Genomic DNA, 22,808 nt, shown 5'->3' on the forward strand with positions numbered 1-22,808 from the left:
ACCTTCTTCGAGCGAGAATGGCGGCGCAGCGTTTGGGACGCCGGGTAACTTCGTCTCGCACGCGCGACCGCTGTAGCGGGTCCCTCGGCAAGGGGAGACGGTTATGAAGAAGTGGTTGCCGCTGATCGCACTCGGCACGGCACAGTTCGTGATGGTGCTCGACCAATCGGTGATGAACGTTTCGATCAGCCAGTTGGTCCACGACTTTGACACAACGGTCACCACGATCCAGGCGGTCATCACCCTGTACTGCCTCGTCATGGCCATGCTGATGCTTACCGGCGGCAAGATCGGCGACATCATCGGCCGGCGGCGGGCGTTCACCGTGGGGCTGATCATTTACGCATGCGGCTCGGCGTTGACCGCCGTGGCCCCGTCGGTGGCGGTGCTGGCGCTCGGGTGGTCGATCCTCGAGGGCATCGGCGCTGCCTTGGTGCTACCTGCGCTGGCGGCGTTGATCGCCGGCAATTTCGAGGGTTCGGCACGCAAGGTGGCCTACGCCGTGATCGGCGGGGTCGCCGGTGCCGGAATCGCCATCGGCCCGATCCTGGGGGGCTGGGCCACCACCGAGCTGTCCTGGCGAGTGGTATTCGTCGGCGAGGTGGTGCTGGTGCTGTTCGTCCTGTCGATGACCCACCTCATCGGCGACGCGAAGAGCGGCGACGCCCCGCCCAAGCTCGACGTCGTCGGCAGCGTCCTGGTGGCGACTGGCCTGGGCGCGATCGTGTTGGGCACCTTGCAGTCGTCCACCTGGGGATGGATCAGGCCGAAGGACTCGCCGGTCGAGGTATTCGGCTTCTCGCTGACGATATTTGTGATCTCCGCCGGCGGGATGCTGTTGTGGGCATTCGTCGCCTGGCAGCATCGTCGTGAGCGGCGGGGTGACGATCCGCTGGTCCACATGGGGCTGCTCCGCATTGTGACGTTGCGCTCCGGGCTGATCGGTCTGTTTTCCCAGAACCTCATCCTCATGGGTGTGTTCTTCGTGATCCCGTTGTATCTGCAGCTGGTGATCGGGTTGGATGCGCTGGAGACCGGAATCAAAATGCTGCCGGTTTCGATCACGATGTTCATCGCCTCCGCCGTCGGGTCACGCTTGTCGGGCCGCTTCCCGGTTCGGGGCATCGTCCGCGCCGGCCTGATAACCACCGTCGGTGCGATCGTTGCGCTGCTCGCGACGGTCCAGCCGGACCTGGGCGATGCCGGGTTCGCCGTGTCGATGGCGGTGCTCGGCGTGGGTATGGGCCTGATCGTGTCCCAGCTGGGCAACGTGGTGCAGTCCTCGGTCGACGCCTCCGGCCGGGGCGAGGCAGGCGGGCTGCAATACACCGGACAGCAGCTCGGCTCGTCGCTCGGAGTGGCGCTGATCGGTGCCATCGTGCTGGCCGGGCTGACCGGAGGGTTCGTCAACCAGGTGGAATCCGACCCCCGGATCGCCGACGAGGTCAGCGCCCGGGTGAGCGTCGCGACCCAACCCGGCATCGACTTTGTCGACTCATCCCAGATCGAGGCGGCGGCCGCCAAGGCCAACATCGACGACCGCACCGGCGCCGCCATCGTGGAGGACTACGAAACCGCCCAGCTCCAGGCGCTCAAGGCCGGGTTGTTGGCGGCAGCGCTGCTGGCGCTTTTTTCGCTGGCGTTCACCGGCGGGCTGCCTCACGAGTCGCCGGCGCGCGACCCCGAATCGGGTGATCACGATGCGGCGGGACGTCCGGTGGCGGTCTAACCAGCGAGCGGCCGATGCCGGCACCGATGGCCCACCTCGACCTCGCCAATCACCCGCACCGGGTGATGAGACCTGGTCGCCGGTCGGTCACGGTAACGGGTCGCTGCGGGCTCCCGCACGGATGGAGACCTATGAGCGTTCTGGTGTGTCTCGCTCGACCCCGCATTGGCTAGCCATGCTGGCCGTTGGCGCCGCGCTGACTGCTGTCGTCGCATGTAGTGGCAGGGGCGGTGACCGAACTGGAGAACCCGCCGCTGCGACGACGACGCGCCCCACCGGCACGGAGTACAAGGTGCCAGCGACGCACCCGAGTGACTGGGGCGCACCTGAGGTGGAACTCCCCGAGGCGCCCCGCCCCTACGGACCCAGCCCGGCGGCGACCGCCGACCCCGCGTTCTACGACGTCACGACGCTCGACGCTGAGGCCATCGCAGCTGCCGAGCCGGGTGCCGTGCTGAGATCCGAGCCGGTCAGCCTGACAGGCCCGCTCACCGGTGCGTCGGGATGGCGGATCCTCTACCGGTCAACCACCGCCGCGGACACCCCGGCCGTGGTGAGCGGGATGGTGTTGGCGCCGGACGGTTCAGCTCCCCCCGATGGGAGGCCGGTGGCGGCTTGGGCCCACGGAACCACGGGAATTGCCGACCGGTGTGCGCCGAGCGCCACGAGCAACCTCTTCTACGACGACTACGCAGCGGAGGCAAGGCGGCTGCTCGATCAGGGTTTTGTGGTGGCGGCCACCGACTACCACGGCCTGGGAACGCCCGGGGTGCACAGCTACCACGTGAGTGACGAGTTGGCGCTCGCCACCGTCGACTCCGTCGCAGCTGCCCACCGTATTGACGCGGTGGGACCGTTGACCCGGTCGTGGGTGGTGGTGGGTCATTCCGAAGGCGGTCTGGCTGCCCTGGCCGTCGACCAACGTGCCGATGAGGTGCTCCCGGGGCTCGACTACCGGGGAGCCGTCGTCGCAGCACCCTCCGCTCAGCTCGGCTCCGTGGCCGCTGCGATGTTCGCCGTCCCCGAGGGGCGGGGCTACGCGGCGCTGCTGCTGGAGGCGGCAGCCGAGTTGAACCCGAGCCTCGACCCGGCGGTGGCGCTCCAGCCCGCAGCCACCGCCCGCGAAGCACTGCTGACCCACGGCTGCTGGGAAGAGGCAGTCCCCGGATTCGCCGACCTCGATGCAACCGAGATGCTCGCGAGCCTTGAGGTCGGCGAACTTCTCGGCAAGGTACTGGACACCTGCTGCGCCTCGGATCCCAAGGCTGCTCTCGGTCCGCTGCTGGTCGTGCACGGCGAAGCCGACCAGTCATTGCCCGCCGAGCTCACCGCCGGACTGGTCAAGGATCTCTGTGCCGCAGGGGTGACGGTGGAGTACCGCACCTATCCTGGCGCCGACCACGACGAGGTGATGGCCGCTTCCGGCGAAGACGGCCGACGTTGGCTCGCGGATCGTCTGGACGGTGTCGATCCACCGTCGAACTGCGCAGCCGCCGCACACTGAAGATGAACCACATGTGCCGAGGCTGGTGGTCGACGTTGAAGCACTCTCCATCGGGGAGCAGTGGACGTTCGCTGCGCTCCAGGGCATCGTCAACCGTGAACGCCCGACGCTCTACCTGGTGGGAGTACGCGGCGCCCAGGACTTCGAGGTCGCCCCGTCCGCAGAGAGATGGCTGGCCGATGTGATCGACGTGCCACACGAGAAGGTCTCCCCGGACGGGGCGCTCGACCGGCAGCTCGACCGCACCGAGGGGATGGTCTGGGACCCGAAGGTCCCTACGAGAGCCTACCGGTGAACGAGGCGCTCGGTGTCGGGCAGCTGACGGAGCGGGGCGACTGGCTTATCCCGGCCACCGATTCGGTGAACATGACGGTGCACAGCCACGGCAAAGCCCGGCCGCGCCCTCACGCTCGCCCGATCGTTGCAGTTCGACCACCTCGGCGAGGGCTCCATCCCGATCGGCATCTCGACGACACCGCCGCTCGCAGAGGTCACACTCAACATTTGGAACTGGTACCCCGACCACCTGCCCGACAGCGCTCGCCTCGTCGCCGGCCCGTCCGGCTCTGCGTACTCCTACCTCTTACGCAGGCGAGGAGGATCTCGACCGGTTCCTCAAGATGTCACGTACAGATCTCGACGCGACCGGTCTGCGCTCAACCTGGGTGATCAATCCACCGCTGACCGCGTGGCCCACCGATGACGACCTTGCGGAGATCGTCGACGCCTACGACCCATCGATCCTGTTGCCGACTACACGCCCCTCCAACCACTCCCGCCGGTCGTCTCGTTCATTGAGGACGTCCCGGCGGTGTGCATCGGCATGGCAACCAAGCCCGACGAAATCGCCGAAGCCATTCGGTGGTCGCCGCATTTCTCGTCAACTCCATGTTCGTAAACGACCTTCCAGCGAACGCCACCGCGTCGGGCGGGCGTGTGAGCGTCGATGAGGACCTGCTCACGGCCGCGGTCCAGTCCATGTTCGAGGCACTCGCCCCGCTCGCCTTCGGGCCGGACGTCACCGCGGGTGCGGAGTTCGACGCAACGGTCACCGGCCTAACGCGAGCGGATGAAGGCTGACCCAACGCAGGCGGCACCCTCACGTTCTCGGCCACCTTCGACCCGGCGACGGGACCGGCGGTCGACTCGGACACGGGTTACGTCCAACTCCTCCGTGCCGGGGACGAGGCCACGGCGTTGCGGATCGCCAAATCGACGATGGGATCCACCACCGGCTTCAAACGCCGGCCTGGTGTTCTTCGTCCTTGTCTGGCCGACCGGTTCGTGGCGAGCGGGCGACGCGGCGGCACCCGGTTGGCTGCTACGGCGCGACCGAGCCGAGGTCGGCGAAGCCGCTGGGGTCGTGGCGCCCGATGGAGCCGTGCTCCAACATGCCCCATCCCACGGCGCCGTCGCAGGTGGCGCGTGCGACGTGGTCGGTCACCCCGAACGGGATCCGGTCCGCTACCGAGGGGTTGGCGAGGTCGTAGGTGAGACGTTCGGAGAAGCTCGGGCCGTTCCACTGGCCGTGGACCCAGTCGGCATCGCCGCCGTAACCGCCACCGATGTGGATGTGTGCGCCGAGCAGCGTGTCGACCTCAAGGGTGAGGGGGCCTTCTGCCGTGACGAGTTCGATCACGGCGTGCTCGGGGTGCCTCGTGCCGGACTTGTAGGTGATGTCCACCCGTGGCCAGCCCAACTGTTCGACGCGGCCATCGGCCCAGATTCGGGTGGCGTCGTTGAGGATGCGGAAGCCGTCGGGCTGCTCCTGGACGATCACAATGATCGCGAAGTCGTCGAACCGTAAAGGGACATAGAGCCAATGGAGGCTTGGGTCCTGGTCGGCCGGTTTGCCGGCGGGTTCGGCCTCACCAACCGGGCGAATGCCCCACGATCGGTCACGGGTCCCGACCCAGGTGGCGGGATCGACCGCGTAGTCGTCGCCATCGATGGCGAGTGTTCCCTCCCACGTCCCCACTTGCGCGAAGCGGCAGGCGTCGAGGATCGCCTTGCGTCCAATGCGCATGACGTGGGCGGGCTCGTCGACCGGTGCGAATGAGCCCTCCCACGTGAGGTCGAACGACAGGCCCAGCGTGGGGTCGTCGCAGACCAGCCTCAGGCTTCGCAGCGGTTCAATGACCTCGATTCGGTAGGCGCCGACGCGTTGCTCGAGGCGGCTGTCGCCGAGGGCATCGGAGAAGTGAACGGCGCTTTGATGGTCGCCGCGTCGTACGAGCGCGAACGCGTCGGTGACGCCAAGGTTTGGATACACGCCGAACCCGGTGATCAGAAAGAGGTCGTCGGTGCGATTGTGGGCGTTGAAGTAGCTGCGGTCATACGCGTTGCGGTCGGTGCTGGCGACGTGTGCCAGCGACAGCGGCACCTGGTGCAGCGGGTATTCGTCAAGTGGGACGGGCATTGAGACTCCTTGGGGTGATGGGTTGGTCGAGTGCGGTGACGTGTTGGCGGTCGCCGGGCGTGGTTTGGCCTTGGAGCGCGGCCGACGATGCGAGCACCATCCGCCACACGGCAGCCGCTTCCGCAGTGGCTGGTGCGCGTTTGTCGTCGTCGAGCCACGCGATCGCGGCAGCGATGACGCCGCCGGTAAGAAACGCGGCGCTGCGCTCGGTTGAGCGTTCATCGATGGTTCGGTCGGCCGACCGGTGCATGATCTCGTCGGTGATGGCGCGTCGTAGGCCGTCGTGAAGGCTGGCCTGGACGGCGGGACTCCCGGCCGGTCCGAGGACCCGTCGATACAGCGCAGCGCTCCGGTCGAGCTCGGCGAAGAAGGCGAGCGTATGAAGGGGTGCGCGGTCGGGGTCGGCGAAATCTTTGCCAGAGGCGGCCGCCGCACCGACCGAGATCTCGTCCGTCAGGGCGCGGACGGCATCGAGGAGCAGCCCCTCCTTGTCGGAATAGTGCAGGTAGAAGGTGGCCCGGTTGACCCCTGCCGCAGCGGTCAACTCGCCGATGGAGATTTCGTCGAGATCCTTGCGAGTTGCCAGGTCGACGAGCGCAGCCATCAGCTTCGTCCGGGTCCTGATGGCCCGTGGGTCGGAGGGGCGCACGTGGGCTGTGGCGTTGCCCTGCACGGGGAGGTCCCTTGAGGCCTCGGAGTTTGCGATGTGCCCAGTATCTGCGACACCTGTCGCATAGTCAACGGATGTCGTGTAACTTGTCCACCTCCGCTGAGCAGTTCCGGTTCGACTCGGTCCCGACGAACCTCGGAGCAGCAGCTACGAGGCCGTTGCCACGCGCGTTTCGGTGACGAGGGCGGAGAGTGCTTCGTCGGTGATGCCGCCAGGGGTGCTGAGGGCCACGCGGTCGAAGTCGTAGCCGAACCGGGCCACCAGCCGGGAAGCCACCTGTGCGGGATCGCCGCGGAGCACGACGGCGTGGAGCAGGTCGTCGTCCACCATGGCGGCCATCTCGTCCCATCGCCCCTCGCGGGACAACGCCCGCAGCTCGGGGTGGAGGTGGCCGCGCCCCTCGGTCTCGAGCACCGGGACATAGGCGGGGGTCGAGCCGTAGAAGGCGATCATCCAGCGTGCGGCGGTGTCGGCATCGGCCTGCGTGGCGGGGTCGGTGGCGCACGCCACGATGGCCTGCCCCACCACGGTGAGGTCGGAGCGGGGGCGCTCGGCCGCCTCCAGACCGGCGCGGATGCGGGGCAGGGTGACATCGGCCAGGTGGCGGTCGGAGGTGAACGGGTGGATCAGCATGCCGTCGGCCACGGTCGTGGCGAGCCGGGTCATGGCCGGCCCGAGCGCGCCGAGCCAGATCGGCGGCGGGCCGGACGGCAGCGATCCGGGCTCGAAGGCCGGTGTCATGAGGGTGTGGCGGGTGTGCTCGCCGACGTACTCCAGCGGATCGCCGTCCTGCCACGTGCGGCCGATGGCTCGGATGGCCTCAACCCACTCGCGCATGCGACCTACGGGGCTGGACCACGTCGATCCGTAACGCCGCTCCACGTGCGCCTTGATCTGGCTGCCGAGGCCGAGCGAGAAGCGGCCGCCGCTGAGGTCGGCCAGGTCCCACGCGGTGTGGGCGAGGTGCATGGGCGAGCGGGGAAAGGCGATGGCCACGTTGGTGTAGAGATGGCAGCCGGTGTCGGCTGCGAGGATCAAGGGAAGAAAGACGTCGTGTGGTCCCTCGAAGGTGAAGATGCCGTCGATGCCCGTGGCGGCGAGCGACTCAGCCCGGCTGGAGACTTCGTGGGGCTTGGCCATGAGCAGGGCATCGATCAGCACCGCCGGATCGTAGAGGTGCTCCCCGTCAATCAGTGTTGAACGTATCTCAATCGGTGGCGACAGCAGCCTCGCGCCACGGTCTCTGTGGCCTGGTCCTCAGCCCGGAAGCTTGTCGCGAATCCGGTCGACGATCCCTGCGACCAGCCCGGTGACCAGGTTGGCGGGCGGGGCGTCCGGCGAGGCGGGATGGGGCCGGGTCGGGGCGGTTGACCGAGCCTCGTCGAGCGCGTCGCCAAGGTCGGACATGTCGTTGCGGCCGAATGCTTCGCGCATCATTGGGAAGAGGTCGTTCTCCTCCTCCTCGACATGGTGACGCACGTTCTCCATCAGCACGGTCACCTTCGGATGGAACCGCTCGTCGGTCGGATCCAGCTTTTCGAGTTCTGCGAGGGTGATCTTGACCAGATGGTGCTCCTCGAGGCCTTCCAAGGTCTGATCCTGTGCTTCGTCGGAGAGCACCCTGGAGATCGGGTAGAACGCCTGCTCCTCGATGGCTGCGTGGATCGTCAACTCCTCGATCATCTGATCCACGAGCTTTCGGCGGGTCTTGATCGCCCGGTCCGTGGTGTCCTCGTACTTCTTGAACAGCTTTTCGACCTTCTCGTGGTCGTCCTTCAGCTGGGTGATGGCGTCGGTCATCGGTTCATGCTCCCTTGGTGATGTGGAGTGTGGTCGTACCCGACCAATCCGCTCACCAATCCTTTTTGTCACCCTGCGGCTGTCCTCGCTCGGCTGTTCGGGGAGACCCCAAACCCAACCTGTCGCCGACCACGCGGGAGGCCCCGGGCGACCACTGGGCCACAAACTGGTGTGGGCCCCCTTTCAAAGCCAGGTCACGGGCACGGGGATGAGACGGTTGGTGTCGCTGGTGCCGTCGCCGAGCTCGCCGTCGCCGTTGTATCCCCGGCCGAGTGCGAACGGCCTACGTCGGCTGAGCCGGGGGGTCATTGAATTGTAACAATCGACGCCGTAAGGTGATGAGCAACACATCTGACCAGGAGGTCAAGCACCATGAATGACACAACGGCGTGTCGTTGGTGCCAGGGCCTGTCCGCAGGGATGGCAAGCAAATGCCCCCGCTGCGGTACATGGCTCCGGCGTCACAGCTATCACCGGGCAGCGCCCCGGCGTAGCGACCATCAACTGGTCTGAGTCCACCGAATCATCTGACGATCGAGGGCCACCGCTGAGGAGGCCCTCGAGTCGCGTCTGGGATCGACCCTCCAAGCGTTCGGCCGGTTCCGAAGCCGGCAGTTAGGGTCGGGGCATCGCCGATCAAGCCACCTTTGCCGAAGACGCGATGGAGTTCGCGGACAGCCTGTATTCCACAGCGCTTCGGATGACCCGCAACCCGGCCGACGCAGAAGACCTCCTGCAGGAGACGCTCCTGAAGGGCTACCGGGCATACGGCCGCTTCGAGGCGGGAACCAACCTGCGCGCCTGGCTGTTTCGGATTCTGACCAACACCTACATCAACACCTATCGGGCGAAGCAGCGGCGACCGGACGAGTCCGACCTGGCCGACGTGGAAGACCTGTTTCTGTACCGTCGCCTCGGCGGGCTGGAGGCGGCGCGGCGTGGGCGCTCGGCCGAGGACGAGCTGATGGATCTGTTCACCGAGGGCGAGGTGGCCGATGCGCTCGAGGCGCTGCCGGACAACTTTCGCGTGCCGGTGCTACTGGCCGACGTCGAGGGTTTTGCCTACAAGGAGATCGCCGAGATGCTCGACATCCCGATCGGTACGGTGATGAGCCGTCTGCATCGGGGAAGAAAGGCGCTACAGAAGTCGTTGCACACCTTTGGAGTCGAACGCCGACTGGCCGATCCCGACCCGGAACCCGGCACCCTCGCAACGACGAGCCTCTCATGACCGAACCCACCGCCCACCCCCCACACTCCGGCTCGGACAATCCGTGTCAGGACGCGCTTGACGGGCTGTACCGCTACGTCGACGGTGAGATGTCCGAGGACGACCGCCGCCAGCTTGACCTCCATCTGCTCGACTGCGTGGGGTGCGAGAGCGTCTTCGAGTTTGAGGTGCGGGTGAAACACGTCATCGCCACCCGCGGCCGTGTGCGCTGCCCGGACGAGGTCCGAGCCCGTCTGGTTGAGGTGGTGCAGACCTTTTCGATCGAGCAGCGCCGCGAGGCGTGAGTCGTATCGCACGGACGATCGGCAGATGATCCCACCCCGAGTGTTGCATGATGCGGCCGTGCCTCTAGGATGCGCACATGCTCGCCACGGAACACGTCTGGCACTACTGGGTGGCCATCACGCTCGCCTTGTCGGCCATCCTGCTGGCCCTGACGCTGGTGGTCGGGTACCTCCGGTCAGTGGTCAAGCCCCGCTATCCCGGCCCACGCGACTAGCGATCACTCGTTGTTGCCACCGCGTCGGGTGGTGAACCCGCGATGACCGAAGCAGTTGACTGGTCGATGGCGTCCAGGGTGGCCCAGCGGGTCGCCGGTAGCGACCCGCTGGCGCACTCCTATCGGGCCGGCACATTGGCATCGGATATCGCCGAGTTCACGCCCCTGGCTCAAGAACTGGTCGAGGCTGAAACCGGCTGGCCGTCGGCATCGGGCGCCGCCAGAGCCCGGGTTGTCGACCGGGCGGGTTGGGTCGAGGCCAACATCGGTTCGTTCCAGCGCCTGTTGGCCCCGTTGCTGGATCGGGTCGGGGAGAAGATGGTTGGCCCGTCGGCCTACATTGCGCCCAAAGTGGCCGCGGCGGAGATGGGCGTGATCCTGGGCTGGATGTCACGCCGCGTGTTGGGCCAGTACGACCTGCTGGTGACCGAGCCGGGCGCCGACCCCTTGACCGATGGATTGAGCCTGACGAACAGCGGCGAGGTGGTTGGCGATCCGGAAGATCAGGACCTGGTGTACCTGGTTGGCCCCAACCTGCTTGCGCTCGAGCGCAAGTTTGGCTTTTCGCCGCGTGAGTTCCGCCTGTGGGTGTGCGTGCACGAACTGACGCACCGGGCGCAGTTCACCGGCGTGCCGTGGCTGCGGCCCTACTTCCTTGCCCAGGTGCGGGAGTTGTTGTCCGCGGCCGAACCCGACCCCACCCGGCTCTTCACGGCACTGGGGCGCCTTGCCGAAGCGATCCGCACCGGGGTGAACCCGCTGGACGAGGGTGGCCTGTCGGCGCTGTTTGCCGGGCCCGAGCAGCGCGCCGCCATGGACCGTCTGGCCGGTCTGATGAGCCTGCTTGAAGGTCATGGCGACATCGTGATGAACCGGGCCGCAGGCGACCGCATCCCGTCGTCGGAGCGCTTTCACGAGGTGCTCTCGGCCCGTCGTAGTGCCGGCGGCCCAGCGTCGCTGATCCAAAAGCTGATGGGGCTTGAGGCGAAGATGCGCCAGTACGAAGAAGGCGAGCGATTCATCGAGGCCGTGGAGGCCAAACACGGCAAAGCCGGACTGGATCGGGCCTTCGAATCACCCGACACGGTGCCCACGCTGAGCGATATCCGGGATGTGGATGCGTGGATGGCCAGGGTCGGCCTGGGGAAGGCGAAGGCCTCAGCCCGAAGGTGAGCGCGGAGCACATCGCCGGCTTAGCGTCCGTCGATGGTGGCGAACTGCTGGACCACGACCTGGTGCAGGCGTTGCTGCCCCGGTGCACGTTTCCTGCGCCGGGAAACGCGTTGCGGTGCGGCTGGTCGGGAGGTCCCGACTCGACGGCATTGGTGGTGATGGCCCTGGCGGCCGGGCTGGAGGTGGATGCCGTTCATGTCGAGCACGGACTGCGTCCCGGCAATGACGATCGTGCGCGCCTGGACGAGATGTCAGACAGGCTTGGATGCCAGGTCCACACCGTCATCGTTCAGGTTGGCGTGGGCTCCAACCTGGAAGCGCGGGCGCGCAATGCGCGGTTGGGTGTGCTCGGCCCCAACGCCGCCACCGGGCACACGGCCGACGATCGGGCCGAGGGGGTTGTGCTGGCCATGCTGCGAGGGGCCGGTCCGTGGGGGCTGGCGGGCATGATCCGGGGAGTTGGCAAGCCGCTCTTGGATCTGCGGCGCGCCGAGACCGTCGAGTTGTGCGCAGCGTTGGGGCTCCGCACCGTGGACGACCCCACCAACGCTGCGCCGAAGCACCTGCGCAACCGTGTGCGTCGCGAGGTGCTGCCGTTGTTGGGGGAGTTGAACGAGCGTGACCCGGTGCCACAGTTGGTGCGGCTGGCCGATCACCAGCGTGAGCTGGCGAACCTGCTGGATGAGCAGTCGGCCGGGGTGGATCCAACCGACGGCGGTGGGCTCATTGCGGTGGAGCGTCCAGTCGCCGTGGCAGCGATTCGGCGCTGGTGGCGCATCGAAACCGGGGAGATCCACCCGCCCGACCATCGGGCTTTGGCGCGGATTTTGGAGGTGGCCGATCCCCGAGGGCCGGCCCGAGCCGACGTGGCAAACGGGTGGAGGGTGGCCCGCACCGCAGGTCGGTTGCGCCTTGAGCGCGACCCTGGACGGTTGCCGTGAAGGTTGCAGTAGGTCCCCCTCGCCGAGTGGCGTTAGGTTGCCCCGCGTGACCGGCACCCCCGAGGGCAACCGTCCAGCGACCAGCAGCAGCGCCGCGGCACTGCCGCCACCGAGCGCGGATCCCAACATCGGCCCCACCCTGATCAGCGCCGAGCAGATCGCTGAGCGCGTCTCGCAATTGGGTGCGGAGATCACCCGCCGCTACGCCGATCGCCCGCCGCTGTTGGTGGGCGTGCTCCGCGGATCGCTGGTGTTTCTCACCGACCTGATGCGGGCGATCGACCTGCCGCTGACCATCGACTTCATCGCCGTGTCCAGCTACGGGTCGGCCACGCGCACCTCCGGGGTGGTTCGGTTGGTCAAGGATCTTGAGCAAGACCTGGGCGGCCGCGACGTCATCCTGGTGGAGGACATCGTCGATACCGGCCTCACCCTTCGCTACCTGCGGAAAAATCTGGCGGCGCGGGGCCCGGCCAGCCTTGAGGTCTGCACGCTGCTGGCCCGTCGATCCGTCGACGTCGCCGCCCAGGACGTCACGTTCGTCGGCTTCGAAATCGACGACGACGCCTTCGTCGTCGGATATGGGCTGGACGCCAACCAGCGGTATCGCAACCTTGGTCACATCGCCGCCTATGTCGGCCCGGGTCAGTAGCGCAACCACATGCCAGCGAAGAAGCGTCGCCAACAACTGATCGTTGCAGCGGGTGTCGTCGTGGTCGCCCTGGTGGTGACCCTGGTGCTGATCCGACTGTTGGGCAGCGATCCCAAGGAACTGCGCTACGACCAGTTGATCGACCGGGTCGACTCCGGTGACGTCGAAGAGGCCACGCTGCACTCGGCTCAGGGACAGGTCACCGGAAAGCTGGAGGACGGCACGGAGTTCACCGCTTCAGTGACCACCGAAGGGTCCGACGATCTGGCACGGCTGATCAGTCGCAGCGGCGCTGAACTGAAGGTGGACACGGCCAAGTCGTCATGGTGGGAGGACCTGCTGTTGAACGTGGGGCCCACCGTGCTGGTGCTCGGAGCGTTTCTCTACTTCATGATGAACATGCAGGGTGGGGGCATCGGTGGGCTCCGCATCGGGCGCTCGGGTTCCAAGACCCGAACCGTGGACTCCCAGGTGACCTTCGCCGACGTGGCCGGGGCCGACGAGGCCGTGGCCGAACTGTCGGAGATCCGAGACTTTCTGTCCGACCCGGATCGCTTCGCTGCGATGGGCGCCCGCATTCCCAAGGGTGTGCTGCTGTTCGGCCCGCCTGGCACCGGCAAGACGCTGCTGGCTCGCGCGGTGGCGGGGGAGGCCGGGGTTCCGTTCATGTCGCTGTCCGGGTCGGACTTCGTCGAGATGTTTGTCGGAGTTGGTGCCAGTCGTGTGCGGGACCTGTTCAAGCAGGCCAAGGCGGACGCACCGGCGATCATCTTCGTGGACGAGATCGATGCGGTCGGCCGGCACCGGGGTGCCGGCGTGGGTGGCGGCCACGACGAACGCGAGCAGACCCTCAACCAGCTGCTGGTGGAGATGGACGGGTTCGATCCGACCACCGGTGTGATCCTGATGGCGGCGACCAACCGGCCCGACATCCTCGACCCTGCGCTGCTTCGTCCCGGGCGCTTCGATCGTCAGGTGGTGGTGGACCTTCCCGACCTGGCCGGTCGCCTTGCCATCCTCAAGGTGCACACGAAGGGCAAGCCGTTCGCCGACGGGGTCAACCTGGAGGTACTCGCCCGACGTACCCCCGGTTTCACCGGCGCCGACCTGGCCAACGTGGTCAACGAGGCTGCCATCCTGACCACCCGGGAGGGGCGCAACGAGGTTTCCGAAGCCGACCTGACCGAGGCGATCGACCGGGTGATGGCGGGCCCCGCGCGTCACAGCCGGGTGATGTCGGAGGCCGACAAGCTCACCATCGCCTATCACGAGGCCGGGCACGCGGTGCTGGGTCGGGTGCTCGACCACACCGACCCGGTGCATCGAGTGTCGATCGTGGCCAGGGGGCAGGCGCTGGGCTGGACGCTGTCCCTGCCGGAGGAGGATCGCTACCTCACCTCGCGAGCTCAGCTCAACGACCGTATGGTGATGACGCTGGGTGGGCGGGTGGCCGAGGAGTTGGTGTTCGGAGAGATCACCACCGGCGCCGCAGACGACATCGAGCAGGTCACCGACCTGGCTCGGCGCATGGTGACCGAATTCGGCATGAGCGAGCGGCTGGGGCCATTGCACTTTGGTAGTGATGAACCGCAGGTGGCCGGACGCGATCCGCACGGAGTGAAGCTGTCCGACGAGGTTGCCGCCCAAGTGGACGCAGAGATCAGCAGGATGGTCACCGAGGCGTCGCATCGGGCCACCGAGTTGCTTGGTGTGCACCGGGGCATGCTCGATCGGCTGGCGAAACGCCTGGTGGAGCAGGAGACCGTGACCGGCGAAGAGCTGGACGGGCTGCTGAAAGACCCGTTGAACAACGAATCTGTCACCGACCAACCGGGAGGAACTCCATGATCGACGACCACACGACCAGCCCGGGCCCCTTGGAAGTGCCCGACCCAGAGACCGCCCCGGGACCCACATCGGTGGATCTTCCCCGCGTCGAGGCAGCGGTGCGAGAGCTGCTCGATGCGATCGGCGAAGACGCCGAGCGCAACGGCCTCCTGGATACGCCCGCACGGGTGGCCCGCATGTACGCCGAGGTGTGCGGCGGACTTCACGAAGACCCACGGCGTCACCTGCGTACCACCTTCGATGCCGATCACGACGAGATGATCATGGTGCGCGATATCGCATTCCACTCGCTGTGCGAGCACCACCTGGTGCCCTTCTTTGGTCGGGCACACGTGGCCTACATTCCCAACGAGGAGGGCCGCATCACGGGGCTGTCCAAGCTTGCTCGTTTGACGCTGGGCTATGCCCGACGGCCCCAGGTGCAAGAGCGCCTGACCACGCAGATCGCCGAGGGCATCGAGGAGGTGCTGGCCCCCCGAGGGGTGCTGGTGGTGGTCGAGGCCGAACACCTGTGCATGGCGATGCGGGGCGTGCGGTCGCCGGGTGCCACCACCGTGACGTCGGCGGTCCGGGGCCTGTTCCGAACCGACGTCGCGGCTCGGGCCGAGGCAATGGGCCTGATCGGCTGAGCATCGGCGCAACCATGACGGGCGGCACGCCGTTTCGCGGGCTCACCAAAGCGTCGTAGTCTGTCCCGGTGACATCCCAGGGATCCCCATCTCAGCGCGCCCTCGGGGAGACCCTGGTCGGCCGGCGTGTAGAACCCATGGCGACCCTGACGGTGATGGGAATTGTCAACGTCACCCCCGATTCCTTCTCCGATGGCGGCTCGTATCTCGACGCAGACGATGCGGTGGCCCACGGGCTTCGCCTGGTTGCTGAAGGCGCCGACGTGATCGACGTGGGCGGGGAATCCACCCGACCTGGGGCAGAGCCGGTTTCGGTCGATGCCGAGCTCGCCCGGGTGCTCGGCGTGGTGGAACAACTCAGCGAGAAGGTCACGGTGTCCATCGACACCCGACACGAGGCGGTGGCACGCGCCGCCGTTGCCGCCGGGGCGACGATACTGAACGATGTTGGCGCCTCCCTGGGGCGGGTGGCCGCAGACCTGGGTGTGGGTTGGGTGGCGATGCACAGCCCGGCCGATCCGTCGGTGATGGCCCGCCACGTCCATTACGTCGATGTTGTCGACGAGGTGACCTCCTCGCTGGTCGACGCAGCTGAGGACGCCCTGAGCGCCGGGGCACCACGGGTGTGGATCGACCCCGGCATCGGGTTTGGCAAGGATCTCGACGGCAACCTCGACCTGCTGGCGCACCTCGACCAGCTGGTGACGACCGGTTGGCCTGTGGCGCTGGGCACCAGCCGTAAGTCCAGTCTGGGCATCCTCAGTGGCCAGGCCGATCGTCTCATCGATCCGGCGGCCTTCGACCCTCCGACCGAGGATCGCCTGGAGGCATCCCTGGCCACTGCTGTGTGGGCCGCCACCGCCGGCGTCGAGATGCTGAGGGTCCACGACGTGGCCCTGACGGTCGAGGCCATCGCCGCAGCTCGCGGCACAAACTTCATTCACGACGGGGCACTTGCCTCGCACTACACCGTTAAGGAGTGCTGATGCCGAAGGGCAAATGGGCACAGGGCATCACGCCCCGCAATTTTCATTGGGTCATCACCGATCGCTTGGCGGTCTGTGAGCGTCCGGGCGGGTATGGCGACAGCCACCGCAAGGTGCGCCGCCAGGAGGAGATCATCTGGATCCGGGAGCAGGGTTTCCACCACGTGGTCAGCCTGTCGGCCAGTCCCCACAACCTGCACAACTATGACGAGTTGGGGGTGAAGTGGCTGCACCGGCCCTTCCCCCGCGCTGACGATGCGCCCCGTTACCTCCAGACGATCTACGAGGACCTGCAGGCCCACGTCGATGCGGGCAACGCCGTCCTTTTTCACCAGGAGGAGGTGAGTGACTCACTCGTCGGCTTGATGGCCGGGTATGTCGTGTGGTCAAACCTGGTGCCCGAGACCCACAAGGCCACGGCGGTGACCGAACAGATCGTGGGCCGACGACTGGGCCCCCGCGGCCGCGATCTGGTGACCATCGCGGTGGAGATTCGGGATCAGCCGCTGCCGCCACGGCCGAAGGCCGAGCCCACAACTGAGCCCACCGGCGATGACCAAGGAACGGCCGAGGAGGCAACCGAGACCTCGGCCGAGGGCGCAGCCGGGCAAGACGAAGGCTGAGATCACCATGGCGGAGAACGATCGAATCGAGCTGCGGGGCCTGCGCGTCATGGCTTCAGTGGGCGTGCTGCCCGAGGAGCGCGAGCGGGCACAACCGCTAGAGCTCGACCTGACCCTGAGCTGCGATTTGGCGGCAGCTGGGTACAGCGACGCGCTGGACGACACGGTCGACTACGGCGCCATCACCGATGCGGTTGTCACGGCATGCTCGTCCGGCCATCACGACCTGTTGGAGGCGTTGGCGGCGCGGGTTGCCAACACCGTGCTCACGGCTGACCGGGTGAGCGAAGTGACGGTGTCGGTGGCCAAGCTGCGGCCGCCGGTGCCCCACGACCTGGCTTCCGCCGGGGTCCGTATCACCCGCCGGCGCGATGGCTCGGTTCGATGAGAACGTTCCTTGGCCTGGGCTCCAACCTGGGCGACAGTCGTGCGACGCTGCGTTGGGCGGTTGAGTCGTTACCCGACCTGGTTGCGGTCTCGCCGGTCTACGAGACCTCACCGGTGGGGGGTCCGGAACAGGGCACCTTTCTCAACCTGGTGGTCGAGATGGACACCGAGCTGCGTCCCATCGAGTTGTTGGGCATGTGCCACCGGTTGGAGGGGGCAGCCGACCGGGTCCGCGGCGAACGCTGGGGGCCCCGCACCCTCGACATCGACATCATCTGGATGGACGGCGTCGAGCTGGATGACCCGGACCTCACCATCCCGCATGCCAGCTGGAAGAACCGTCGCTTTGTCTTGGCGCCGATGCGTGACCTGGCGCCGGACCTGGTGTCGGAGTCCGATGTTCAGCTGGCCGAGGGCCGGGTGGCCCTGGCCGACCCGCTGTAATCGGCCGGTTTCGTCATGATCTCGCCGGCCTGATGATGAAGACGCCGGCTCCAACCGTGAGGGTGTTGGGCCGCGGTCGCATGGGCACGGCCTTGACCGGCGCGCTGTCGGCGGCGGGCTGGTCGGTGGAGGCACTACCGGGACGTGGCCCCCATGTGCCCGGCGCAGCGCAGGGTGTGTCGCTGCTGGTGCTGTGCGTGCCGGACAGCGCTGTCGCTGAGGTGGCGGCAGCCGTGCGACCGGCGAGCGGAGCCGCGTTGAGAACAGAGACGGGTGGCGGTACCGGCGCTTCGGTGGTGGCCCACACGGCCGGAGCACTCACTCTTGAGGCGTTGGCGCCCCACGAGCGTCGGGCAAGCCTGCACCCGTTGGTGTCGGTACCCGCCGGTCCCGACGGTGGCGCAGCGTTGCGAGGTGCCTGGATGGCGCTGGCCGGCGATGCGTTGATCGGCTCGGTTGCAGCGGCGCTTGATGGGCAAGCATTTCGGGTGGCCGACAGCGACCGGGTGACTTATCACGCGGCGGCAGCCGTCGCCGCCAACAACCTGGTGGCGCTCATGGGCCAGGTCGAACGGCTGGCGGCCTCTGTCGGAGTACCGGCTGAGGCGATGTTCGAGCTGGCGGCCGGGGCCCTCGATCAGGTGCGGCGCCGCGGCGCCGCCACGGCCTTGACCGGCCCGGTGGCTCGTGGCGACTGGGCCACGGTTGCGGCCCACCTCGAGGTGCTGCCGTCCGACGAGCGTGCTGCCTATGAGGCGCTTGCGCTCCAGGCGCTGCGCCTGGCGTGGCCTACGCTTCATGCCGCAACCAACCAGGGGAGTGCTCCACCGTGGAGGTCCTGACCACGATCGACCAGGTGCGGGCTCGCACCGGTGAGGCACGGGCGTCGGGTCACGTCGTGGGGCTGGTACCCACCATGGGCGCGCTGCACGAAGGGCACGTCAGCCTGATCGAAGCCGCCATCGCCGACGGATGCGACACGTTGGTCACTGTCTTCGTCAATCCGTTGCAGTTCGCCGAGGGTGAAGACCTCGATGCCTATCCTCGTCCCATCGAGGCCGACCTGGCCGCAGCCGGGGCCGCCGGGGCCGCGTGGGTGTTCGTGCCGGGCGACGGTGAGATGTACCCGGATTCGCCGTTGACCACCGTGAGCGTGGCAGCCCTGGGAGACCGCTTGGAGGGGGCATCGCGCCCGACTCACTTCTCCGGGGTGGCCACCGTGGTGACCAAGCTGTTTGCAATTGCCGGGCGGTGCCGTGCGTACTTCGGCGAGAAGGACTTTCAGCAGTTGGCCGTTGTCACCCGCCTGGTGGCCGACCTGTCCCTCCCCGTTGAAGTGCTGGGGTGCCCGATCGTTCGGGAACCCGACGGCCTGGCCCGCTCCAGCCGCAACGTCTATCTCACCTCCGAACAACGGGCTGCGGCGCCGGTGCTGCACCGGGCGCTACTCGAGGCCGCCGACGTCGTGCACGCCGGGGAGCGCCGGGCGGACGTGGTTCGTGCTTTGATCGAGAACCGAATCCGATCCGAGCCACTGGCGGCGTTCGACTACGCCGACGTGGTCGACCCGGCGACGATGCGACCGATTGAGACGATTGCAGTACCCGTGCGCCTCCTGGCCGCCGCACAGTTCGGCATCCCCCGATTGCTCGACAATGTGGCGGCTCTGCCTCCCCATGATCTTGGAGACCACACATGAACGAACTCGATCTTCTGGTGCTGGGCTCCGGCGTGGCCGGCCTGTCGGCTGCGGTACGAGGCGCCGAGGCGGGGCTGTCGGTGGGCGTGCTCACCAAAGGCGAGTTGGAACAGGCCACCACCCGCTGGGCCCAGGGCGGTGTGGCGGCGGCGCTGTCGAGGGATCCCGAAGAACTCGACCTGCACCTGGCCGACACCTTGGCGGCCGGTGGCGGGTTGTGCGACCCCTCGGCCGTGCGGGTGCTGGTTGACGAGGGACCCCGGCGGGTGCAGGAACTGATTGCGCTTGGCGCCGTGTTCGATGTGGACGAGCAGGGTGAGTACCTGCTGGCCCGGGAGGGCGGTCACAGCGTGCCCCGCATCCTCCATGCGGGTGGCGCTGCCACCGGCATGGAGATCGAGCGTGCCCTCGTGCACGCGGTGCAGGCCACCGCGGTGGCGATCCACGAGCAGTCCTTCGCCACCGACCTGGTGTTGTCGGCCGACCGCTCGGAAGTGACCGGCGTGTCGGCCCTGGACGCGGATGGGCGGCCGTTCTCGGTGGCGGCACGTAACGTCCTCCTGGCCACAGGTGGTGCCGGGCAGCTGTTCTGGATCACCACCAATCCAAGCGTGGCTACCGGTGATGGCGTGGCCATGGCCATGCGGGCGGGTGCGGTGGTGGCCGACTTCGAGTTCTTCCAGTTTCATCCAACGGCGCTGGCGTTGCCGTCCATGCCGCGGCCGTTGCTGTCCGAGGCGCTACGCGGCCATGGGGCGCTCCTTCGTGACCGGGACGGCGAGCGCTTCGTCGACGAACTGAAGCCGCGCGACGTGGTCAGCCGGGCGATGACCCGCACCATGCTCGACCAGAACATGGATCACCTGTGGCTGGACGCCACCGTGCTGGAGGACTTCGCCCTTCGGTTCCCCACCATCGCCGACGATCTCACTCAGGAGGGGCTCGACCCGGCCAAGGACTGGCTGCCGGTTGCGCCTGCGGCGCACCACCAATGTGGCGGCATCCTCACCGATCTCGATGGAGCCACGTCGCTGCCCGGTCTGTGGGCAGCAGGTGAAACCACCTGCAGCGGCGTGCACGGTGCCAACCGCCTGGCGTCCAACTCGTTGCTGGAGGGCATGGTGTTTGGTCCTCGGGTGGTGGAGGCGGTGGCAGCGGGCCGCCGGGGGGCTCGTTCCACCGGCGCCATGCGCACGCTGCTCGGCAACAAGGCCGGTGGTGCGAGTGAGCCGGCCGGAGGTACCGAAACCGCCGAAGCTGGTGCGGACATCGGGGGACGGGCCGTCCCGATTCCCACCAGTCCGGTTCCCAACTGGCCTCCGCCCGATGCCGCCGACGGTTCAGCCGCTCAACCCGCAGCCGACGCAGGGCAGGTGGTCGCCGATCTGCGCGGCCGCATCCAACGGGCGATGACGGTGGGCGCCGGAGTGTTGCGCTCGGGAGAGAGCCTTGCCAATGCCCGATCCGAATTGGAGGCGGTCGGTGCCGAACTGGCGGGCAGGGCTCGCACCCAGGCCGCCGAGGAGGTCCGCAACCTGGCCGACCTGGGCGTGGCCATGATCGACGTGGCGCTCGCCCGCCGGGAAAGTCGGGGGTGTCACACCCGCGAGGACTTCCCCGACCGACTCGACGACTTCCGAGTGCGACTGCTCATCGGCGGCTGATCGCCCGGCGACCGGGCGTCCCTGACCATCAGGTGGTGACGTCAAGTTCCAGGCGAGCCTGTGGCCTTCCGCGACACGGGCAAGAATGGCACCATGCCCGGACCAGTCGATGACTACCTGTCCCCTCCAGCATTGGCGGTTCGTTCCGCCGTCGAACGTGCGTTGGCTGAGGATCTGACCCCGCTCGGCGATCTCACCAGCGTGCTGGTGCCCGCTGACGCGGTCACCACCGCCGAGCTGCGCGCCCGGCAGGCAGGCGTGCTCGCCGGCGTCGACTGCGTGATCGAGACCTTCGCGCAGGTCGATCCCTCCCTCACGCTCACCTGGCGGCTGAGCGATGGCGATCGTCTGGAGGCAGGCTCGGTGATCGGCACCGTGGAAGGTCACCTGCGCACGGTGCTGACCGCCGAGCGCACGGCGTTGAACTTCCTGTCGCACCTGTCCGGCGTGGCCACGAACACGGCCGCATTCGTCGACCGGGCGGCCGCCACCGGGTCGAGCACTCGGGTGTGGGATACCCGAAAGACCACGCCCGGTCTGCGGTCGTTGCAGAAGGCCGCGGTGCGGGCGGGCGGCGGGCGCAATCATCGGGCCAACCTGTCCGACGCGATCATGGTGAAGGACAACCATCTCACCGGGCTGGGCGTGGCCGAGGCGGTTGGCCTGGCCAAGGACCGTTGGCCCAACCGCACCGTCGTGGTGGAGTGCGAGCGTTCCGACCAGATGGTGGTCGCCATCGAGGCCGGTGCCGATTCGGTGCTGCTCGACAACATGACGCCGGAGCAGGTCTCCGAGTGCGTGGCGCTGGCGGCCGAGTTACAGGGCTCCTCGCCCCGCCGCTGCCTGCTGGAGGCGTCCGGTGCCATCACCCTGGAAACGGTGGCCGCGTACGCCGCCACCGGTGTCGACCTGGTGTCCTCCGGGGCGATCACCAACTCGGCCCCGGTGCTCGATATCGGCCTCGATATCGCCACCTGAGCGTCCCGCAGTAATGACACCCATGCAGCAACTGGGTGTCATTACTGCGGGACGCCCCACAACAAAGACACCCAGTTCGACCTTGGGTGCGATCGCTGTGCGTCGTGCCGGTGCCCGAGGCCGGCTTCACTGCGATCGGCTCCCCGTGGGAGAATGTCGGGTCCCCTGCCCCAAGGAGAAGTCGTGACCTCCGAAGTTCGACCGGTGCTCTCGGTTGTGATGCCCGCCTACAACGAAGAGGAGACGTTGCTGGCCTCGGCCACACGTGTGCTCGCGTCGCCCTGGTGCGCCGAGCTGGTGATCGTCAATGACGGCTCCACCGACAACACCCTCGAGCTGGCCCGTTCGATGGACGACCCTCGCGTGGAGGTGTACGACCAGGGCTACAACCAGGGCAAAGGCGCCGCGCTGCGACGAGGTTTCGCCGAGGCGACCGCCGACTACGTCGTGGTGCAGGACGCCGATCTGGAGTACGACCCCGCCGAGTTCGGGGTGTTGCTGGAGCCGCTGCTCGATGGCCGGGCCGACGTGGTCTACGGGTCGCGCTTCCTCGCCGGTGGGCCCCACAGGGTGCTCTACTACTGGCATTCGGTGGGCAACCGGTTCCTCACCACCCTGTCGAACATGTTCACCAACCTGAACCTGACCGACATGGAGACCTGCTACAAGATGTTCCGCCGTGAGGTGATCCAGAGCATCGAGATCGAGGAGGACCGCTTCGGTTTCGAGCCTGAGATCACCGCCAAGGTGTCAGCCCGCAACCTGCGCATCTATGAGACGGGCATCAGCTACTCGGGGCGCACCTACGACGAGGGCAAGAAGATCGGCTGGCGTGACGGTGTGCAGGCCCTGCAGTGCATCGTGCGTTATTCGCCGACGGGCACCCGCTTCAGGCGCCTCGCCCGGCGTTAGTTCGCTCTCGCCCGTTGGGC

25 protein-coding genes are annotated in these 22,808 nt (G+C 67.4%); 21 read left to right on the forward strand and 4 right to left on the reverse strand.

The genetic code is table 11. The features are described 5' to 3' along the window. Nucleotides 1-103: 103 nt before the first annotated feature. The 4 genes from MPARV_RS0118645 to MPARV_RS0118660 all read left to right on the forward strand — a co-directional run bounded on the left by MPARV_RS0118645 (nucleotide 104) and on the right by MPARV_RS0118660 (nucleotide 4,313). Nucleotides 104-1,729, forward strand: coding sequence for an MFS transporter (locus tag MPARV_RS0118645; RefSeq protein WP_020379331.1), 1,626 nt, complete (start codon nucleotides 104-106; stop codon nucleotides 1,727-1,729). Nucleotides 1,730-2,021: 292 nt separating this feature from the next. Then, nucleotides 2,022-3,233 carry an alpha/beta hydrolase family protein gene (locus MPARV_RS23155; protein ID WP_157789731.1) on the forward strand — a complete coding sequence of 404 codons (1,212 nt, stop codon included), beginning with the start codon at nucleotides 2,022-2,024 and terminating at the stop codon, nucleotides 3,231-3,233. A 25-nt stretch (nucleotides 3,234-3,258) separates the two neighbouring features. Further along, the gene (locus tag MPARV_RS0118655) at nucleotides 3,259-3,528 is read left to right on the forward strand and encodes a GxGYxYP domain-containing protein (RefSeq protein WP_157789732.1); all 270 of its coding nucleotides are present in this window, start codon (nucleotides 3,259-3,261) and stop codon (nucleotides 3,526-3,528) included. Nucleotides 3,529-4,121: 593 nt separating this feature from the next. Continuing rightward, a complete protein-coding gene (locus MPARV_RS0118660; protein ID WP_157789733.1) occupies nucleotides 4,122-4,313 on the forward strand; it encodes a hypothetical protein in 192 nt (63 codons plus the stop codon). A 241-nt stretch (nucleotides 4,314-4,554) separates the two neighbouring features. Here MPARV_RS0118660 and MPARV_RS0118665 read toward each other — a convergent pair whose 3' ends face one another. The 4 genes from MPARV_RS0118665 to MPARV_RS0118680 all read right to left on the reverse strand — a co-directional run bounded on the left by MPARV_RS0118665 (nucleotide 4,555) and on the right by MPARV_RS0118680 (nucleotide 8,122). Next, nucleotides 4,555-5,652 (reverse strand): Rv3169 family protein, encoded by a 1,098-nt coding sequence (locus MPARV_RS0118665; RefSeq protein ID WP_012223680.1) that lies wholly within the window; start codon nucleotides 5,650-5,652, stop codon nucleotides 4,555-4,557. Next, the gene (locus tag MPARV_RS23160) at nucleotides 5,636-6,325 is read right to left on the reverse strand and encodes a TetR/AcrR family transcriptional regulator (protein ID WP_012223682.1); all 690 of its coding nucleotides are present in this window, start codon (nucleotides 6,323-6,325) and stop codon (nucleotides 5,636-5,638) included. Before MPARV_RS23160 ends, MPARV_RS0118665 begins: the two co-directional genes overlap by 17 nt. Nucleotides 6,326-6,469: 144 nt before the next feature. Further along, on the reverse strand, nucleotides 6,470-7,483 hold the full coding sequence (locus MPARV_RS0118675) for a TIGR03617 family F420-dependent LLM class oxidoreductase (protein WP_012223684.1): 1,014 nt from the start codon (nucleotides 7,481-7,483) through the stop codon (nucleotides 6,470-6,472). Between the two features lie 96 nt (nucleotides 7,484-7,579). Next, nucleotides 7,580-8,122 (reverse strand): hemerythrin domain-containing protein, encoded by a 543-nt coding sequence (locus MPARV_RS0118680; protein WP_012223686.1) that lies wholly within the window; start codon nucleotides 8,120-8,122, stop codon nucleotides 7,580-7,582. Nucleotides 8,123-8,783: 661 nt separating this feature from the next. On the opposite strand from MPARV_RS0118680, the gene MPARV_RS0118690 reads away from it, so the two are divergent. The 17 genes from MPARV_RS0118690 (at nucleotide 8,784) to MPARV_RS0118770 (ending at nucleotide 22,788) form a co-directional block, all read left to right on the forward strand. Further along, complete coding sequence (locus MPARV_RS0118690) at nucleotides 8,784-9,353, forward strand: sigma-70 family RNA polymerase sigma factor (RefSeq protein ID WP_012223690.1); 570 nt, start codon at nucleotides 8,784-8,786, stop codon at nucleotides 9,351-9,353. Next, a complete protein-coding gene (locus MPARV_RS0118695) occupies nucleotides 9,350-9,637 on the forward strand; it encodes an anti-sigma factor family protein (protein ID WP_012223692.1) in 288 nt (95 codons plus the stop codon). The genes MPARV_RS0118690 and MPARV_RS0118695 overlap by 4 nt, the downstream gene beginning before the upstream one ends. A gap of 77 nt (nucleotides 9,638-9,714) precedes the next feature. Then, nucleotides 9,715-9,852, forward strand: coding sequence for a hypothetical protein (locus MPARV_RS25020; RefSeq protein ID WP_012223694.1), 138 nt, complete (start codon nucleotides 9,715-9,717; stop codon nucleotides 9,850-9,852). Between the two features lie 42 nt (nucleotides 9,853-9,894). Then, on the forward strand, nucleotides 9,895-11,025 hold the full coding sequence (locus tag MPARV_RS0118705; protein ID WP_020379335.1) for a zinc-dependent metalloprotease: 1,131 nt from the start codon (nucleotides 9,895-9,897) through the stop codon (nucleotides 11,023-11,025). After that, nucleotides 11,022-11,966, forward strand: a complete 945-nt coding sequence (locus MPARV_RS25740) for a tRNA lysidine(34) synthetase (protein WP_020379336.1) — start codon at nucleotides 11,022-11,024, stop codon at nucleotides 11,964-11,966. Before MPARV_RS0118705 ends, MPARV_RS25740 begins: the two co-directional genes overlap by 4 nt. Before the next feature lie 46 nt (nucleotides 11,967-12,012). After that, nucleotides 12,013-12,618, forward strand: coding sequence for a hypoxanthine phosphoribosyltransferase (gene hpt / locus MPARV_RS23970; RefSeq protein WP_012223700.1), 606 nt, complete (start codon nucleotides 12,013-12,015; stop codon nucleotides 12,616-12,618). A 9-nt stretch (nucleotides 12,619-12,627) separates the two neighbouring features. Continuing rightward, entirely contained in the window at nucleotides 12,628-14,466 is a 1,839-nt protein-coding gene (ftsH, locus tag MPARV_RS0118720; RefSeq protein ID WP_012223702.1) for an ATP-dependent zinc metalloprotease FtsH, read from the forward strand. Beyond that, nucleotides 14,463-15,095, forward strand: coding sequence for a GTP cyclohydrolase I FolE (folE, locus tag MPARV_RS0118725; protein WP_012223704.1), 633 nt, complete (start codon nucleotides 14,463-14,465; stop codon nucleotides 15,093-15,095). The genes ftsH and folE overlap by 4 nt, the downstream gene beginning before the upstream one ends. A 155-nt stretch (nucleotides 15,096-15,250) precedes the next feature. Next, complete coding sequence (folP, locus tag MPARV_RS0118730; protein ID WP_100221370.1) at nucleotides 15,251-16,081, forward strand: dihydropteroate synthase; 831 nt, start codon at nucleotides 15,251-15,253, stop codon at nucleotides 16,079-16,081. Beyond that, entirely contained in the window at nucleotides 16,081-16,704 is a 624-nt protein-coding gene (locus MPARV_RS0118735) for a protein-tyrosine phosphatase family protein (RefSeq protein ID WP_012223708.1), read from the forward strand. The genes folP and MPARV_RS0118735 overlap by 1 nt, the downstream gene beginning before the upstream one ends. Nucleotides 16,705-16,711: 7 nt before the next feature. Beyond that, the gene (gene folB, locus MPARV_RS0118740; protein ID WP_020379338.1) at nucleotides 16,712-17,092 is read left to right on the forward strand and encodes a dihydroneopterin aldolase; all 381 of its coding nucleotides are present in this window, start codon (nucleotides 16,712-16,714) and stop codon (nucleotides 17,090-17,092) included. Continuing rightward, on the forward strand, nucleotides 17,089-17,535 hold the full coding sequence (folK, locus tag MPARV_RS0118745; protein WP_012223711.1) for a 2-amino-4-hydroxy-6-hydroxymethyldihydropteridine diphosphokinase: 447 nt from the start codon (nucleotides 17,089-17,091) through the stop codon (nucleotides 17,533-17,535). The genes folB and folK overlap by 4 nt, the downstream gene beginning before the upstream one ends. 32 nt (nucleotides 17,536-17,567) lie before the next feature. Then, a complete protein-coding gene (locus tag MPARV_RS0118750) occupies nucleotides 17,568-18,377 on the forward strand; it encodes a Rossmann-like and DUF2520 domain-containing protein (RefSeq protein ID WP_012223713.1) in 810 nt (269 codons plus the stop codon). Beyond that, entirely contained in the window at nucleotides 18,365-19,234 is an 870-nt protein-coding gene (gene panC / locus MPARV_RS0118755) for a pantoate--beta-alanine ligase (RefSeq protein WP_020379339.1), read from the forward strand. Before MPARV_RS0118750 ends, panC begins: the two co-directional genes overlap by 13 nt. Beyond that, nucleotides 19,231-20,898, forward strand: a complete 1,668-nt coding sequence (locus MPARV_RS0118760) for an L-aspartate oxidase (RefSeq protein WP_012223717.1) — start codon at nucleotides 19,231-19,233, stop codon at nucleotides 20,896-20,898. The genes panC and MPARV_RS0118760 overlap by 4 nt, the downstream gene beginning before the upstream one ends. Before the next feature lie 93 nt (nucleotides 20,899-20,991). Beyond that, complete coding sequence (nadC, locus tag MPARV_RS0118765; RefSeq protein ID WP_031279341.1) at nucleotides 20,992-21,876, forward strand: carboxylating nicotinate-nucleotide diphosphorylase; 885 nt, start codon at nucleotides 20,992-20,994, stop codon at nucleotides 21,874-21,876. 183 nt (nucleotides 21,877-22,059) lie between these two features. Further along, on the forward strand, nucleotides 22,060-22,788 hold the full coding sequence (locus MPARV_RS0118770) for a glycosyltransferase family 2 protein (RefSeq protein WP_012223720.1): 729 nt from the start codon (nucleotides 22,060-22,062) through the stop codon (nucleotides 22,786-22,788). The last annotated feature ends 20 nt before the right edge of the window (nucleotides 22,789-22,808 follow it).

Origin of the sequence: Candidatus Microthrix parvicella Bio17-1, assembly GCF_000299415.1 — a bacterium.
Classification (GTDB): Bacteria; Actinomycetota; Acidimicrobiia; order Acidimicrobiales; family Microtrichaceae; genus Microthrix; species Microthrix parvicella.

Excerpts from the sequence above, each read along its gene's own strand:
- MPARV_RS0118645 (WP_020379331.1), top strand. The coding sequence starts at position 104 with ATGAAGAAGTGGTTGCCGCTGATCGCACTCGGCACGGCACAGTTCGTG.
- MPARV_RS0118660 (WP_157789733.1), top strand. The coding sequence starts at position 4,122 with ATGTTCGTAAACGACCTTCCAGCGAACGCCACCGCGTCGGGCGGGCGT.
- MPARV_RS0118665 (WP_012223680.1), bottom strand. The coding sequence starts at position 5,652 with ATGCCCGTCCCACTTGACGAATACCCGCTGCACCAGGTGCCGCTGTCG.
- MPARV_RS0118680 (WP_012223686.1), bottom strand. The coding sequence starts at position 8,122 with ATGACCGACGCCATCACCCAGCTGAAGGACGACCACGAGAAGGTCGAA.
- MPARV_RS0118690 (WP_012223690.1), top strand. The coding sequence starts at position 8,784 with ATGGAGTTCGCGGACAGCCTGTATTCCACAGCGCTTCGGATGACCCGC.
- MPARV_RS0118695 (WP_012223692.1), top strand. The coding sequence starts at position 9,350 with ATGACCGAACCCACCGCCCACCCCCCACACTCCGGCTCGGACAATCCG.
- MPARV_RS25020 (WP_012223694.1), top strand. The coding sequence starts at position 9,715 with ATGCTCGCCACGGAACACGTCTGGCACTACTGGGTGGCCATCACGCTC.
- MPARV_RS0118705 (WP_020379335.1), top strand. The coding sequence starts at position 9,895 with ATGACCGAAGCAGTTGACTGGTCGATGGCGTCCAGGGTGGCCCAGCGG.
- ftsH (WP_012223702.1), top strand. The coding sequence starts at position 12,628 with ATGCCAGCGAAGAAGCGTCGCCAACAACTGATCGTTGCAGCGGGTGTC.
- folE (WP_012223704.1), top strand. The coding sequence starts at position 14,463 with ATGATCGACGACCACACGACCAGCCCGGGCCCCTTGGAAGTGCCCGAC.
- folP (WP_100221370.1), top strand. The coding sequence starts at position 15,251 with ATGGGAATTGTCAACGTCACCCCCGATTCCTTCTCCGATGGCGGCTCG.
- MPARV_RS0118735 (WP_012223708.1), top strand. The coding sequence starts at position 16,081 with ATGCCGAAGGGCAAATGGGCACAGGGCATCACGCCCCGCAATTTTCAT.
- folB (WP_020379338.1), top strand. The coding sequence starts at position 16,712 with ATGGCGGAGAACGATCGAATCGAGCTGCGGGGCCTGCGCGTCATGGCT.
- folK (WP_012223711.1), top strand. The coding sequence starts at position 17,089 with ATGAGAACGTTCCTTGGCCTGGGCTCCAACCTGGGCGACAGTCGTGCG.
- MPARV_RS0118750 (WP_012223713.1), top strand. The coding sequence starts at position 17,568 with ATGATGAAGACGCCGGCTCCAACCGTGAGGGTGTTGGGCCGCGGTCGC.
- MPARV_RS0118760 (WP_012223717.1), top strand. The coding sequence starts at position 19,231 with ATGAACGAACTCGATCTTCTGGTGCTGGGCTCCGGCGTGGCCGGCCTG.
- nadC (WP_031279341.1), top strand. The coding sequence starts at position 20,992 with ATGCCCGGACCAGTCGATGACTACCTGTCCCCTCCAGCATTGGCGGTT.